This is a genomic window from Acinetobacter soli (assembly GCF_018139125.1).
GTDB classification, from domain to species: domain Bacteria; phylum Pseudomonadota; class Gammaproteobacteria; order Pseudomonadales; family Moraxellaceae; genus Acinetobacter; species Acinetobacter soli.
In genome coordinates this window covers 3,240,118-3,255,423 of the sequence record NZ_CP073241.1, presented here as the reverse complement: position 1 = coordinate 3,255,423, position 15,306 = coordinate 3,240,118, and the positions used below count along the sequence as shown (strand labels likewise).

Annotated in this window: 15 protein-coding genes; 6 read left to right on the top strand and 9 right to left on the bottom strand. The window is 44.9% G+C overall.

What is annotated here, in order from left to right:
* Nucleotides 1-86: 86 nt before the first annotated feature.
* Complete coding sequence (locus KCV09_RS15045) at nt 87-473, bottom strand: ribonuclease E inhibitor RraB (protein ID WP_004934989.1); 387 nt, start codon at nt 471-473, stop codon at nt 87-89.
* 126 nt (nt 474-599) lie between these two features.
* The gene (locus tag KCV09_RS15040) at nt 600-1,259 is read right to left on the bottom strand and encodes a pseudouridine synthase (protein ID WP_212515322.1); all 660 of its coding nucleotides are present in this window, start codon (nt 1,257-1,259) and stop codon (nt 600-602) included.
* A 190-nt stretch (nt 1,260-1,449) separates the two neighbouring features.
* On the opposite strand from KCV09_RS15040, the gene ygfZ reads away from it, so the two are divergent.
* Both ygfZ and KCV09_RS15030 read left to right on the top strand, forming a co-directional pair.
* Nucleotides 1,450-2,175, top strand: coding sequence for a CAF17-like 4Fe-4S cluster assembly/insertion protein YgfZ (gene ygfZ, locus KCV09_RS15035; protein ID WP_212515321.1), 726 nt, complete (start codon nt 1,450-1,452; stop codon nt 2,173-2,175).
* Nucleotides 2,176-2,317: 142 nt separating this feature from the next.
* Complete coding sequence (locus KCV09_RS15030; RefSeq protein WP_004945539.1) at nt 2,318-3,025, top strand: DsbC family protein; 708 nt, start codon at nt 2,318-2,320, stop codon at nt 3,023-3,025.
* Between the two features lie 21 nt (nt 3,026-3,046).
* Here the strand turns inward: KCV09_RS15030 and KCV09_RS15025 are convergent, their stop codons facing one another.
* Nucleotides 3,047-3,706: an aspartate/glutamate racemase family protein gene (locus KCV09_RS15025; protein WP_042065374.1), complete on the bottom strand. Its 660-nt coding sequence runs from the start codon at nt 3,704-3,706 to the stop codon at nt 3,047-3,049.
* A gap of 236 nt (nt 3,707-3,942) precedes the next feature.
* Between KCV09_RS15025 and KCV09_RS15020 the strand changes: the two genes are divergently transcribed.
* Nucleotides 3,943-5,379: an NCS1 family nucleobase:cation symporter-1 gene (locus KCV09_RS15020; protein ID WP_212515320.1), complete on the top strand. Its 1,437-nt coding sequence runs from the start codon at nt 3,943-3,945 to the stop codon at nt 5,377-5,379.
* A 205-nt stretch (nt 5,380-5,584) separates the two neighbouring features.
* Nucleotides 5,585-6,406 (top strand): tetratricopeptide repeat protein, encoded by an 822-nt coding sequence (locus KCV09_RS15015; protein WP_212515319.1) that lies wholly within the window; start codon nt 5,585-5,587, stop codon nt 6,404-6,406.
* 43 nt (nt 6,407-6,449) lie between these two features.
* On the opposite strand, the gene KCV09_RS15010 is transcribed toward KCV09_RS15015, so the two are convergent.
* From KCV09_RS15010 to KCV09_RS15000, 3 genes are all read right to left on the bottom strand, one after another.
* The gene (locus KCV09_RS15010; protein ID WP_004934967.1) at nt 6,450-7,373 is read right to left on the bottom strand and encodes an AEC family transporter; all 924 of its coding nucleotides are present in this window, start codon (nt 7,371-7,373) and stop codon (nt 6,450-6,452) included.
* A 62-nt stretch (nt 7,374-7,435) separates the two neighbouring features.
* On the bottom strand, nt 7,436-8,548 hold the full coding sequence (locus tag KCV09_RS15005; RefSeq protein WP_004945534.1) for an NADH:flavin oxidoreductase/NADH oxidase: 1,113 nt from the start codon (nt 8,546-8,548) through the stop codon (nt 7,436-7,438).
* Between the two features lie 21 nt (nt 8,549-8,569).
* Nucleotides 8,570-10,702 (bottom strand): TonB-dependent receptor family protein, encoded by a 2,133-nt coding sequence (locus KCV09_RS15000; RefSeq protein ID WP_212515318.1) that lies wholly within the window; start codon nt 10,700-10,702, stop codon nt 8,570-8,572.
* A 246-nt stretch (nt 10,703-10,948) separates the two neighbouring features.
* On the opposite strand from KCV09_RS15000, the gene mutM reads away from it, so the two are divergent.
* Together mutM and KCV09_RS14990 are read left to right on the top strand one after the other, a co-directional pair.
* On the top strand, nt 10,949-11,797 hold the full coding sequence (gene mutM / locus KCV09_RS14995) for a bifunctional DNA-formamidopyrimidine glycosylase/DNA-(apurinic or apyrimidinic site) lyase (RefSeq protein WP_212515317.1): 849 nt from the start codon (nt 10,949-10,951) through the stop codon (nt 11,795-11,797).
* 3 nt (nt 11,798-11,800) lie between these two features.
* Complete coding sequence (locus KCV09_RS14990; protein WP_004934954.1) at nt 11,801-12,088, top strand: peptidylprolyl isomerase; 288 nt, start codon at nt 11,801-11,803, stop codon at nt 12,086-12,088.
* A 56-nt stretch (nt 12,089-12,144) separates the two neighbouring features.
* On the opposite strand, the gene KCV09_RS14985 is transcribed toward KCV09_RS14990, so the two are convergent.
* The 3 genes from KCV09_RS14985 to typA all read right to left on the bottom strand — a co-directional run bounded on the left by KCV09_RS14985 (nt 12,145) and on the right by typA (nt 15,130).
* Entirely contained in the window at nt 12,145-12,492 is a 348-nt protein-coding gene (locus KCV09_RS14985; RefSeq protein ID WP_004945525.1) for a gamma-glutamylcyclotransferase family protein, read from the bottom strand.
* 138 nt (nt 12,493-12,630) lie between these two features.
* Entirely contained in the window at nt 12,631-13,071 is a 441-nt protein-coding gene (gene mscL, locus KCV09_RS14980) for a large conductance mechanosensitive channel protein MscL (protein ID WP_004934947.1), read from the bottom strand.
* 226 nt (nt 13,072-13,297) lie between these two features.
* Nucleotides 13,298-15,130 (bottom strand): translational GTPase TypA, encoded by a 1,833-nt coding sequence (gene typA, locus KCV09_RS14975; protein WP_004934944.1) that lies wholly within the window; start codon nt 15,128-15,130, stop codon nt 13,298-13,300.
* Nucleotides 15,131-15,306: the final 176 nt, after the last annotated feature.

Sequence of the window (15,306 nt, the reverse complement as noted above, 5' to 3'; positions counted from 1 at the left end):
CCTTTTACTACATGATACTGGTAAAGTCTTATGACTCAGCATAAAACAGAAGCATAGGTTTGAAATACGAATGAACATCTGGCTGCTTAATTATGAAGCTGTTCGTCGTCTTCTTCGTATTCGTACAAATAGCTCATGCAGCCCCAGCCGTCGTAATCACCGTTAAACTCCTGCCCGATACGCGTAAACCACTGCTCTAGATCTTCAATATCTTCATATTCCGGGATCATGGTGACATGAATGTTGAGCACCCATAAATCTGAGCCTTCAATATGCTGGTCTTCTTGAAAAAAAGACACTTTTTGTTCTTGGTGCAACAAATGCATTGCGCATTTTTCAAGATCGGCCTGCTCTTTAAATACAATCGAAAATTCAAACTCGTGTGGCTCTTTCAGGTCATTGCCATCTTCAACCATCTGCCAGAGCACATTGCCATTGTCGTCGTCTGGAAATAATTCGTAATTTCGGCTCATTCTTTTATCCTTGTTGTGATGGTGCAAAAGTCTGTTTTTAGCTTAGCTTACTTTTATGTCAATTTTAGCGTCGGATACGTTTTATTACTCAATTTTATGTCATGGTATCCAGAGCATATACCAGAATTAAAACGGCACAGTCGAACTCAATTCGAGCGCTAAACCTGTGATCGGATGAGCCAAGCTAAGACGTGTGGCGTGTAGTGCCATACGACCAAGTGCAAAATTCTGCGGTTGCGGATGGTACAGCTTGTCGCCCAGAATCGGATGACCAATATGCATGAGATGCACACGGAGCTGATGCGAACGCCCAGTGACGGGTTCAAGCCGCATACGGCTTTGCTGAGTAGCAGCACAATACTCCAGACGCGCATATAGGGTTTTGGCAGATTTACCCGTTTCAAAATCAATTTTCTGCTTGGGGCGGTTTGGCCAATCGGTGATAAGTGGCGCTTCGATACAGCCTTGGGTGTCGGGGCATCCTTGCACCAACGCAGTGTATTCTTTTTTGATTCGGCGCAATTGAAAGAGTTTGCTCATGGCCACTTCCGCGTCACGATGCTTGGCAAACATGAGTAAGCCGGAGGTGGCCATATCCAGTCGATGTGTCACCCTCGCCTCGGGATACATCGTCAGCACGCGTAAATAGGCACTGTCTTGATGCTCAGGCAGACGGCCCATCACCGACAATAATCCCGCAGGTTTATCCACCACAATCAGGTCATGATCTTCAAAGATAATATCGAGTGGATGTTGGGGCGGATTATAAATAAAACCTGAGCGCATACAGCTGGTGTGTCTTTTACTGGAAACTGGCTGCGCACCATATCAAGCACATTTTTAACTGTCAATTGGGGTGTAAAACTGCTTTTATTTAGAACCAGATGAGACACAAACAATCTGTAAAAGCTGATTTTTTTGATGAAATAGCGCAGAATAGTTAGCATATTTTTATAGAACTTAGGTTAGAAGTTTTATGAGCGATGTCGCTTTTACTGCATTTTCATTGATTGGTGTCGATGCACAAAAATTTTTGCAAGGCCAAGTGTTATTGCATGTCGAACGCTTAGCCGAAAACACCACCCGCTATACCGGAATTTGCGATTTAAAAGGCCGTATTCATTTCGGTCTATGGATCACCAAGTTGAATCCTGAAGAGTTTATTTTGGTCACCACACACGATCAGGGTGAAGAATTTGCCAAGCACATCAAAAAGTACGGTGCATTTTCTAAAATGAAACTGGACACACTTGGCCCGGTTTTCCCTACCATTCAAGACACTACGACCGTATTTTCAAATGCCGAGACAGATGTTGCCGCTTGGCAGCTTGCGGCCATTGAGTCGGGTCAAGCATGGATTTCTCAGGCCACCGAGCATGTGTTTCAACCGCAAGAGTTACGCTTGCATCAGCGCCTTGGTGTGGACTACGACAAAGGCTGTTATTTAGGTCAGGAAGTGGTTGCCCGCCTCTGGTTTAAAGCCAAACCTAAGCGCTGGTTACACTTGGTGGCAGGTCAAGGTGATGCACCTGCCGCAGGTCAGCAACTGCATGCAGATGTTGAGGTGGTCAATAGCATCGGCACAGCCACAGGCTTTACCGCTCTGGTGGTGGCCAAGCCAGCAGCATTAGAACAAGCAGCAGTTGAGCTACATGAATTACCTGCACATTTAAGTGGTGACGTTGCACGCCCACAAAGTTAAAGCAAAGCATAAAGGGCTCAAATACCGGCGTCGGTGTTTGAGTCTTTTTTTTATACCTTAGCGCTGCATTAATCACATTTTGTAACCAAAACTACGCCATTATTTCGGCATTATGCTTAAAGCATTTTTGTTTGGAATTTTTATGAAACTTTGGCTTCATACATTGGTTTTGAGTTTGGCAGGCATGGGTTTGGCACATGCCGATGTAAACACGGTACAACAAAATTTAAAAAAGAATTATCCAGATATTGCGGTCAGCTCGGTCACCCCGACGCCCGTCAAAGGTATTTACGAAGTATTGACGCAGGGTCAAATTGTTTATACCAGTGACGATGCTCGGTACTTTTTGGTCGGTAACTTGGTTGATCCGAAAAATCAGCGCAACCTCACCGCAGAGCGTATGCAGCAGGCCAATAAAATCAACGTGGCAGATTTGCCTTTAAATCAGGCCATCAAACACGTCAAAGGCAATGGCAAACGGGTGCTATATGTTTTTAGCGATCCTGATTGTCCATACTGCAAACGCCTTGAAAAAGAGCTGAGTCAAATCGACAATGTGACCATTTATACCTTTCTCTATCCATTAAAAAGCTTGCATCCAAATGCCGAAAAGATTGCAGCTCAAATCTGGTGCTCAAAAAATCCGTATCAGGCATGGCAAGATTACCTGATTCGCGATCAAGCACCGACCGCCTCTGCACAGTGCGCAACGCCTATCCAGAAGAATCTGGCCTTGGGTGAAAAGCTCAACATTTCAGGCACACCGACAATGTTTTTGAAAAACGGCGAACGTCTTGCCGGTGCGATGGATGCCGCAAGTTTGAATACCGTGCTAGATCAGGCCAAATAAGCAGGTTGCTCAGTTTTGGGGTTATTTCGATAATGGATAATCGTAATCACCCCATTTGCTGGTCTGGATTCCCATACCATGTAAACCTTCAATCAGTTTCACCGCAGAACGCACACCATCGATAATCGGAATGCCAATTTCCTGACTCACACGATCGGCCATTTCGGCCATACCACCACAGCCCAGCACAATGGCGCCAATTCCGTCTTGCATTTTGGCCTGCTGACAGCTTTCGAGCAGTTTGATATACGCATATTCCTTATCATTTTCTAGGGCGAGAACCGGCAAATCGATACAGCGAATTTTGGCACAGTGCCCTTCAAAGCCATATTGTTGTAATAAATGCTCGGCAATAATTCGAGTACGTGACAAGGTGGTGACAATCGAAAATTTGGTTGCTACCAAAGTCGCCATATGAAACGCCGCTTCGGCAATACCAATTACAGGAGCTTTTGCCAGCTCACGTGCAGCATGTAATGCAGGATCACCGAAACAGGCAATAATGTGCCCATGCACCCCCTGCTCGCGTCCTTCTCGAATTAAATCAAGTACACCAATGGCCGAAATCGCCTCATCGTAGTGACCCTCAATCGACGGCACGCCTGTTTTTGGATTTTGCGCAATAATCTGGGTAGAAGCTGCGGCCACTTGCTCAGCGGCCAGACCAATAGAGTGCGTCATTTCTTCACATGTATTCGGATTAATCACTTGAATGCGTGTATTTATTGCTTCATTTTTGCGCACGATGCTCTTCCATTTTTGCTCGAGATATTGCCCGATTCTCGCATGTAAATTTTAAAAGACACAAGACATCCTCAATAAAATCATCACTTTCATTATTTTTGATGATGACACGGTGGAATTGGCGTGAATCCTGCATGACTGGTCTGAACAGTTCATCCGCATGATGTAGCACTATGACAGACAATTCAAATTACAGTCCAAAATTGACCAATGAAGATTTGGCACCCGCTAAACAAAACTGGTCGTGGTATAACATTTTTTCATTCTGGATGGCCGACGTACACAGTATGGGTGGCTATATTGTTGCAGCCAGCCTGTTTGCACTCGGACTGGCAAGCTGGCAGGTTTTTCTGGCATTAATTGTGGGTATTGTGATCGTTCAGATCTGCGCCAATTTGGTTGCCAAACCAAGCCAAGTGTCAGGCGTACCTTATGCCGTTATTTCCCGACAAGCCTTTGGGGTCTATGGTGCCAATATCCCGGCATTGATTCGCGGGTTAATTGCCATTTCTTGGTACGGTATTCAAACTTGGCTGGCATCGAATGCGCTTATGCTCATTTTGCTCAAATTTTTTCCAAGCCTGCAACCCCTCACACTGAATAGCTTTGCTGGCTTGAGTAGCATTGGCTGGATCTGTTTTGGCTTTATGTGGGTATTACAGGCCTTGGTATTTTGGAAAGGCATGAATGCCATTCGGGTATTTATCGACTGGGCAGGCCCGCTGGTATACGTGGTAATGTTTATTTTGGCAGCGTATCTGGTCTATAAAGCAGGCTGGAGCAATATCTCATTTAGTTTAAGCGAAAAAAATCTCACGACTGGTCAGCAAATTACCCAAACATTTGTAGCCATTGCGTTGGTGGTTTCTTATTTTTCTGGGCCACTTCTTAATTTTGGTGATTTCGCCCGTTATGGCCAAAACATGCAACAAGTGAAAAAAGGCAATTTCTGGGGTTTGCCATTTAACTTCATTTTCTTCTCTCTGATCACCGTGGTTACCGTCTCGGCGACCTACAGCGTATTTGGCAAAATGGTGACCGATCCGCTGGAAACCGTTGCCATGATTGACAGCACGGTGGCCGTGGTATTGGGCCTGATTACAGTACTTACAGCCACCATTGGCATTAATATTGTGGCGAACTTTGTGTCTGCCGGATTCGATTTTTCTAATATTTTTCCACAAAAACTGAGCTTTCGCGGTGCAGGGATGATTGCCGCCTTAGGCTCGGTACTCATTACTCCATGGAATTTGTTTAACTCACCAGAGCTGATTCATTACACCTTAGATGTGCTGGCCGCATTTATTGGCCCGCTCTTTGGTATCTTGATTGCAGATTTTTATTTTGTAAAAAAACAGCAGGTAATGGTCGATGAGTTATTCAATGACAAGAGCACGGGACAATACTGGTATAAAAAAGGTGTGAATCCAAAAGCAATTTGTGCGCTGATTCCTGCTGTGGTAATTGGCTTAGTATTTACACTGGTGCCTGCGCTACAACATCTCGCGCCGTTTAACTGGTTTATTGGTGCATTTCTTGGCGCAAGCTTCTACCGTTATTTAAGCCGCGAAGAGGTGAAAGCCATTCAACGGGCTATGATCAAACCTTAATACACGCTGCTTTTCTTCATAAGCTCTCCATTTTTGGGGAGCTTTTTACATGGTCTCCCCAGAACGATACGCCTTGTAGCAAAATCCTGTAAATTGTCTCGATTGAACCATTTACATTCGGCATAAATTACTTAATATGAACTAGATCACAAAACACAAATACTCATCAACGGAATGATATGAGTAAGCATTAGGATTTTGGTACATGAAAAAACAGCTTCTTGCCCTTGTTGTGGCACTATCGACTACAGTGAGTTTTGCAGCAACCGCACCGCAAGCCCAAGGCAGTAATCCTGCACAAGGCACCCCGTTTGAAAAAGCAGAACAGCTTTATAATCAAAAAAATTATCCAGCGGCTTATCAGGAAATTGACCGTCTGGCCAAAACAGGTAATGCGCAGGCCATTTATAATTTAGGCTTTATGACCGAACTGGGCCAAGGGACCAGCAAAGATCCGAAAAAAGCCTTACGCTATTATGAAGAAGCATCGAACAAGGGCTATTCAGTTGCCACTTATCGACTGGCCCAGGTTTATTCGATTGGTGATTTGGGCGTAGCAAAGGACGCTCAGAAATCACGCCAGTATCTAGAAAAAGCATCGAATGCTGGCTTTGATGAAGCAACGGTGGAGCTGGCGGTATTGCTCTTTGCAGAGAATAAACCGGCGTCAGATCAGCTTGCTTTGCAAAAACTCAATCCGCTGATCAAGCAAAATAATTACCGTGCCATGCACCTTAAAGCCATCTACGACATCAGTCAGGGCTTTAAAACCAAAAATGAAGCGACCGTTAAATCGGGCTTGAGTACCATCGAAACACTGGCCAAAAAGGGCTATGTTCCGGCCTTGATGGCAGTGGGCAATATGATGGCCAATGGCAACATTGTGCCGCAAAATCTAGATGAAGCAAAAAAAATATTCACCGCGCTAGCGCAAGAAAATGTGCCACAGGCTAAAGAATCTCTGGCAGCGGTAAATAAACTGATTGCCGAAAAAGCCAAAGCGCCAGCGGCAAAAAGTAAAAGCTAACAATGCGTGTCACTTTGCCCGATTGTATCGGGCAAATTTGATTCTACCACCACAAGATAATCAGCATGCTCACCCCTATAAAGCCAATAACTGTACTGAGCATAAGCGGGGTGAGCGCGCGTTCATTGAGTCCGTAGGCTTGCCCGAATATACCAAAGGCGATCGGCATGGGCAAAGCGGCCAAAATGGTTCCGGCATGCAGCATTTCTTCACTGACATTAGGCAAAACACTAAGCAAGCTAAAAATAAGCAGTGGCATGAGTAGCACTTTCATACCGACCAAAAGTGCACTTTGCAGGTTTAAGGCTTTAATTCCCATGCCGACCAAACTGCCACCAATTGCAAATAATGCCAGAGGCGACGCCGTTTTTCCAAGCAACTCCAATGATTGATTCAGAAGTGCCGGAAGTCTTAAATCGAGCAAAATACAGCTCATTCCCAAAATAATTGCAATAATGACTGGGTTTTTGAGTAGGCTTTTTGCCGTTTTGATCACCAATGGAAAAATCGCCTGTTTTTCTTGCATCCCCGCTTCAGCCAAGGCCAATACCAAAGCCAGAATCAATAGATTTTCTAAAATCAGGGTAAGCGAAATATAGATGGCAGCATGCGAACCGATCAGCATGGTCAAAACAGCGGTACCAATAAACCCGGTATTTGACATTGAAGCCCCCATGGCCATCACTGCCGTCGGGGTGAGCGAATAAGTAAAAAAGTAACGATAAAAACAAAAAGCCAAGGCAAAAATTACCAAGGAACCACCGCCATAGGCTAAAAAATAAGACGGATGCCAGATGTCGTTTAAGGTTTTGTTCGATAGCGCAAATAACAAAAATGCAGGTAGGGCGATTTTGATAATAAACGCACTAAGTGCCTTGATTTGCTCAGGCGTAATCAGGCGAATGGAGACGCTGATATAGCCTGCAAGTAATAGCAGAAAAATCGGAACAATGACCTGAACAACCACGACGGGATTCCTTGCGTTAAAAACTAAAAAAAGACGCAATTGAATTGCGTCTTTTCAAATGATTAATGTTGAAACGGTTTAAAAAGCTGCTTAAGACCATGCGGTTGACAACGCAGATACTGTGGTGAGATTTCAATCTCGGCACCTAAGGCTGCCGCTGCATGCCATGGCCAGCGTGGATCGTACTGAATGGCACGGGCAAGTGCTATGGCATCGGCTTCGGCATTTTGTAAAATGGCTTCGGCCTGATCTGGCTCGGTAATCAAGCCCACCGCAATCACTGGAATTGCAACTTTTTGCTTAATTTGCGCTGCAAAAGGAACCTGATAATTGGCGCCTACATTAATCTGTTGCATACGGTGTAAACCACCGCTCGAAACGTGAATATAAGCTGCGCCTAATTGCTCAAGCGCCTCTGACAAACCGACACTGGATTCGATATCCCAGCTCTCGGTAGACATCCAGTCGGTTGCGGAAATGCGCACACCCACCGGATATCCTTCAGGTACCGCCGCCTTGACGGCCTGAAGCACCTCGAGTGTCAGACGGATACGGTTTTCAAATGAACCACCGTATTCATCATCTCGTAAATTAGACAATGGCGACATAAACTGGTGCAACAGATACCCATGTGCTGCATGCAGCTCAATCAAATCAAATCCCGCTTCCACCGCACGATGTGCAGCAGCCACAAAATCGTCTTTGATCTGCTGGATTTGCTCGAGTGAAAGAGCTTGTGGCGGCGCATCGTGCTCACCAAAACCAATACTGCTCGGTGCAACCGTTTGCCAACCGTGCGGATCGTTTTCAGGGATTTGACCACGCCCTTGCCAAGGCTTGTCTGTCGAGGCCTTACGGCCAGCATGCGCCAACTGAATGGCAAACGGCATCGGCGAAAGTTGTTTGACTTTGCTCAGTAAGGTTTTGATCTGATCACGCTGCTCATCATTCCAAAGCCCCAGATCGGCATAACTGATTCGTCCTTCGGGCTGTACCGCCGTGGCTTCGATAATGCATAAACCGGCGCCCGATAGCGCATAGTTTGCCCATTGCTGCTCGTGCCAATAGGTCACTTCACCCTGATCGGTTGCAGAGTACTGACACATCGGTGCAATCACGATTTTGTTGCTCAGACTCAATCTTTCAAACTGAATTGCTTCAAATAACTTCGCCATTTTAGTGCTTACTCTCTCAGATTAGAACTGTTTGACTACGCGGATGCCCGCACTCCAGTTACGTCCGTCGGCAGGTTCAAAGTAGCGCCCATTGCCATCGTTTACAATCACAGAGCCGACATAATCTTTGTCGAGTAAATTGTCCACTCGTCCAAATACATTGACCTTCCATGCTTGCATATTCCACACGTAACCTGCATAGGCTGCCATAACGGTGTAGCTTGGTGCTGTATCAGAATTTTTATCATCGACATAAATTTTGTCGTTGTACTGTGCATCGAGCCCTGCATAGAAGCCCGTTTGAGGCTTCCACGTGATTCCCACATAGCCCTGATTTTTTGCAATACCCGGAATTTTATTGCCTGATGTAATGGCAGCGACGCTTCCACGTGCTGGTACATCGGCATCAAAAGTCGCATCGAGATAACCATAACTGGCTGTAGCCACCAGATCACGCCAGAGGGCTTTATTCCACGTCAGCTCAATCCCCTCACGTAAGGTTTTATCGGCATTGCGAAAGGTTGCACGGCCGTTGATACTGCCTGCCGAGACAATATCATCCTTGGTTTTGGTTTGAAATGCAGCCAAAGTAAAATCACCCAGTCTATTTTGCGATTTTAGCCCTGCTTCATAGGTATCGCTGGTCGATACATTTAAATCAAAGTTAAATCCACCCAAGCCATCCGGGCGATACGCCATCTCGGTAAAGGTAGGTGTTTCAAAGCCTTTAGCATAACTGACATAAGCCAGTAGTTCAGGCTGAATTTGCCAGCTTAAGGCGGCAGACGGCAATACTTTCGAATATTCCGTTTTGCCACTGTCATCGCCGTTGACACCTACAATATATTGATCATCTGATTTGTAGTGAACGTTGCTATAACGCAGCCCTGTATCGAGGCGCCAAGTCGGTAAAAACTGCCATGAGGCTTGTAAATATGGGTCGATATTCCAGAGCGTATTGTCTTCATCACGGCGTAACTTTCCTTTTACCCCGTAACTTGGTTGATTATTGACCGTGATATAGTTTTCATAACCTTTACGGTCTTCATCCATAAAATCCAGCGCCACACCCGCACTCAGCGTGGTGTGAGGAAGCAATTCTTTTCCGGTCCAGCGAAGGTCTGCACCGTAATAGTTTCGGTCAAAATCAATTACACCACCAGCATGTCGCGGGTTGTTTTGCGCAGACTGAGGAATCGACTGGTATTGCGTGACTTGACGGTTCCCCAGATATCCCATCATATACAATTCATTTTGATCGTTGAGGGGTTTGGTCCACGTGAGGCCGGTTTGGGTTTGCTCAATCTCTTTACGCACATCATAAAGATTATTGGCATCATTAACCTGTTTTGGATTGGCTTTCCACTGCTCACGTGTCAGACCTTGCGGATCATCGGCATTGATTTTGACATAATTGGTGATCCAGTTAATTTTTGAACCATCATCTAGATTCCAAGTCAGTTTGGCGTTGTTCAATACTTTTCGGGCTGCGCTGTGGTCACGATAACCGTCTGTGTCGAAGTAAGATGAACTGATTACATAACTCGGTTCGTTCGGCGCTTTAGCACCACCTTGCAAAATAATGCCACTACGGCCTTTATCGTGACTGCCACCAGAATATCCCAGCTCAATCGAATCTTTGCCCTGACCTTCTTTGGTGGTGGTTAAAATGGTGCCACCTGAAGAATTTCCATATAAAGATGAAAATGGTCCAGTGAGTACTTCAACGTGATCCAGACTGCTTAAATCGATATTGGAAGTTTGCCCCTGACCATCTGGCATAGTGGCCGGAATACCATCAACATATAAACGAATGCCGCGCACACCAAAAGTTGAGCGTGCACCAAAGCCTCGCATTGAGAGCTGCAAATCTTGTGCATAATTTTCACGATTATTAATTTGCAGGCTTGGAATCCCTTTCACCACTTCGGTGAGATTCACTTGTGCAGATTGCTGCTGCGCTGGTGCATCGACACGAAAAATAGATGCAGGTGTTTGCAAATATGTGGTGCCAGTACGGGTGGCTTCAACCTGAATGACTGGGAGTGTCAGCGGGTTGTCTGCGGTATCTTGTGCCCAAACAGAGCCCGTCGCCCCTAAACCTGTTGCTAAAAATATGCAGTGAGAAAGCGCATTGAATCGTAAAAAACGCATTCATTTATCCTTATCTTGAAATCTTTACCCAAAAAGAAAAGTTTTAAAAGCCCAACGAATGTCTGACTATCATATCGATAAAAAACGATTTTATCGATGTCTGATCAGATCTTTATGTAAATACGCCACATTTTGACGTCTATAAAAAATCAGCCTATCTTTAACAGGCTCGTAGCATGCGTCCTGCCCTTTACAAGTGACAAGATCGTCCCCATATTAACATCGGTTTGATAAGTTGAGCTGATAATGCCTGAATTACCTGAAGTCGAAACGACAAAAACCAGTTTACTCCCCCTGTTACATCATCGCGTCCAGTCTGTGACAGTACGTGATTCCAGATTACGCTGGGCAATTCCAGACGATATTTCACGTTTGGTGGGTCAAGAACTTCGTGCGCTCAAGCGTCGTTCGAAATATATCTTGGCTGAGTTTGAAACCGATCAGATGCTCTGGCACTTAGGGATGTCAGGCAGTTTTCGGCTGTGTACGGCTCAAGATGAACTGCGCAAACACGATCACCTGATTTTAACTTTCGATGATGGCACCGAGTTGCGTTATCACGATCCACGGCGTTTTGGCTGTATTTTGTGGCTCAATGATGAATATCAGAAAAAGCTGATTGATACCCTTGGGCCAGAGCCGCTCAGCGATGCATTTAACGCAGACTATTTATATGAAAAGCTTCGCACCAAACAAGTCGGCATAAAAATTGCAATCATGGATAATCATGTGGTGGTGGGTGTAGGCAATATCTATGCAACCGAAAGCCTGTTTAATCTGGGCATTCATCCGGCACAGCCAGCCAATACCTTATCGAGTGAGCAAATCGCTGGCTTGGTGGTTGAAATTAAACGTATTTTGAGTCATGCGATTCAACTGGGTGGCTCTACACTACGTGACTATACCAATGCCATGGGTGAAAACGGTTATTTTCAGCAAACGCTGCTGGCCTATGGCCGTGCAGGCGAAATGTGTGTGAACTGTGAGACCACATTAGAAAACATAAAGCTTGGACAACGTGCCAGTGTATTTTGTCCCCAGTGTCAGCCGTTAAAGCTAAACAGTACTGCCCCGAAACGACGCAAGAGAGGTTAATTCATGCAAACAGCAATTGTGCGACATATTTTAGTGAAGGACAAAGATCTTGCAGAGCAACTGAAAAAGAAAATTCAGCAAGGTGCAGACTTTCATCACATTGCCAAGCAATACTCGACCTGTAATTCGGCCAAACGCGGCGGAGAGCTCGGCGAAGTCAAAAAGGGTCAGTTAGTTCCAGTAATAGACAAACTGGTATTTAGCGCCGCCGAACGCATTTTGCATGGCCCAATAAAAAGTCAGTTTGGTTTTCATTTGCTGGAAATCAAATTTAGAACTGATTTTCGTTAAACACTGCAACTCGGCCACGTGGTACATATCCGTCATCGTGGCCTTGTTATAATCTGTCAATGTGCAGATTTACGCGCGTTTTGATTCATCTGATAGGTCCATGCCTCCAGTTTTTCTCCAGTTTCCAATTGAATCTCGACCTGAACACGCTCATATTGAAAGCCCTCAAATTCGTCTAACCTATCCCAATGCTGGTCTAGCTCATCACTGCTAAACAAAAAACCTGCTACCTGAGGTGCGCCCGAATCCAGAACAATCGCAGGCAAGCCTTGATCTGGCCCCCAATCCAAGGTATGAATCACGCCGCGAACATAAGCCTTTTGCCAGACTCCATCTATATTGGCCATAATGTGTGCGTTTTCTCGGTTTGGGCACAAGGTGCCATAAGCAAAAAGTCTGTTCACTGCCAAAATATCCTCTGGATTTCAAATGATGTGCACGAATCGTTATTTTCTCAAATTCATAAGAAAAATTCATGCCAAATAAAATTGGTACATAAAAAACGGCACTGTTTGTGCCGTTTTTCAAACAGGATGTTGAATTTAAGCTTCTGGGCGCTTTCTTAACTCGTCACGAATTTCGCGCAGTAACGCAATATCTTCTGGTGTCGGTGCTGGTGCAGCAGGCGCAGCCTCTTGTTTACGGCGCATACGGTTGATGAGTTTCACCATTAAAAATACAACCCACGCCAAAATCAGGAAGTTGATCAAAATGGTAATAAAATTACCATAGGTGAGCACGTTCACCCCCGCTTTTTGCAAGGCATCTAAAGATTGCAGATTGTCAGGATTGTTCCCGAGTACAATAAACTTCTGGGTGAAGTCGACGCCTCCTCCGGTAATCAATGTGATTAACGGCATGATCACGTCTTTTACCAAAGAATCGACAATCTTACCAAATGCACCACCAATAATGACCCCGACGGCCAGATCAATCATATTGCCCTTAACAGCAAATTCCTTAAATTCTTGAATAATACTCATGAAAAATCTCCAGACAGCACTTGAGTGCTGCGTTGTTTTTTAATGACATTCTTAAAATGAATGCAGCTTTTATGTCAGTTATGGATTTTAATTTACTGTTTTTTACTTCAAAAACAAAAGTTATTTCACATTTCAACTACATAAAACGTTTTTAGCACCGCGTTTTAAACATAAAAAAACTGCCAGACGAGCTGGCAGTTTCTTGCTTGTATCGAGCCGGAGCCGATTACGCGCGGTTACGTTTACGTTCGTTTTCAGTCAAGTAACGCTTACGGATACGAATTGACTTCGGTGTTACTTCAACTAGCTCGTCATCTTCAATGAATTCAAGCGCTTGTTCAAGCGTGTATTCAATTGCAGGTGTAAGTGTCAATGCATCATCTGTACCAGACGCACGTACGTTGGTTAACTGTTTCGCTTTGGTTGGGTTAACCACCATGTCGTCAGAACGTGAGTTGATACCCACGATCATGCCTTCATACACTTCAAGCTGTGGCTTAGCAAACAAACGACCACGGTCTTGCAAGCTGAACAATGCATAGCCCAAGCAAGTTCCCTGAACCATAGAAATCAATACACCGTTTTGACGCTTCGCAACAGTACCTTGTTTCACAGGACCATAATGAGAGAAGCTTGACGTCATGATTCCTGTACCAGAGGTCATGGTCAAGAATTCAGAACGGAAACCAATCAAACCACGTGATGGAACAGTTGCTTCAATACGGATACGGCCTTTACCGTCAACTTCCATATTGGTCATTTCGCCTTTACGATGGCCCATTTGTTCCATCACAGCGCCTTGATGCTGTTCTTCTACGTCAAACGTTACGTTTTCGTAAGGTTCTTGTTTTTCGCCATCAATTTCTTTGATGATTACTTGCGGACGCGATACGCCCAACTCGAAACCTTCACGACGCATGTTTTCAATTAAAACTGAAAGGTGAAGTTCACCACGGCCAGATACTTTGAAACGGTCTGGACTGTCTGTATCTTCTACACGAAGTGCAACGTTGTGAATCAATTCGCGGTCAAGACGTTCACGAATGTTACGTGAAGTCACGAACTTACCTTCTTTACCAGCAAACGGTGAGTTGTTGACTTGGAAAGTCATCGATACGGTTGGTTCATCAACAGACAATGGTGGAAGCGCTTCAACATTTTTCTGATCACAAATGGTGTCTGAAATGTTGAGTGCATCAATACCGGTAATACATACGATGTCACCTGCAGATGCAGAATCTACATCGACACGCTCAAGACCATGGTAACCCATGATTTTTAAGATACGACCGTTACGTGTGTTGCCTTCTTTATCAATCACAGTAACAGGTGTGTTGGTTTTTACTGAACCGCGCTGAATACGGCCAACACCAATTACACCTACGAAGCTGTTGTAGTCGAGTGATGAAATTTGCATTTGGAACGGACCATCAACATCAACTGCTGGTGGTTCAACGATGTCTACAATCGTTTCAAACAACGGCGTCATGTCTTCAGCCAATTCTTCTGGTGAAGGACCTGCAACACCGCGAAGACCAGATGCATAAACAATTGGGAAGTCCAACTGCTCATCAGTTGCACCCAAGTTATCAAACAAGTCAAATACTTGATCGATCACCCAGTCACAACGTGCGCTTGGCTTGTCGACTTTGTTGATAATCACGATTGGCTTCAAACCACGTGCAAACGCTTTTTGAGTGACAAAACGCGTTTGTGGCATTGGGCCTTCTTGAGAGTCAACAAGCAACAATACGCAGTCAACCATCGACATTACACGTTCAACTTCGCCACCGAAGTCGGCGTGTCCCGGTGTGTCTACGATGTTAATACGGTATTCGGTGTCGGTACGTTTGTCGAGCCACTTGATTGCTGTGTTTTTTGCAAGAATGGTAATACCACGCTCGCTCTCAAGCGCATTCGAGTCCATGACACGCTCAATCTCACCCGCGCGATCGCCAAGTGCACCTGATTGTTGAAGAAGTTTATCGACAAGGGTCGTTTTCCCGTGGTCGACGTGTGCAATAATTGCAATATTGCGGAGATTTTTGATATCTGACATGAAAATTCGATAAGCCTAAAACTTGAGGGCAAATTATACAGAAAAATGCTACATAAAAGTAGTGACAGTTTATTGACATAGCCGCGTTTTTTTCACCTCTTGTCTATTATCTTTTATTATTTCCCTCATCTCGATTAGAATACCGCCACCTTGTCGTAGCTGACCGATGATTTTAC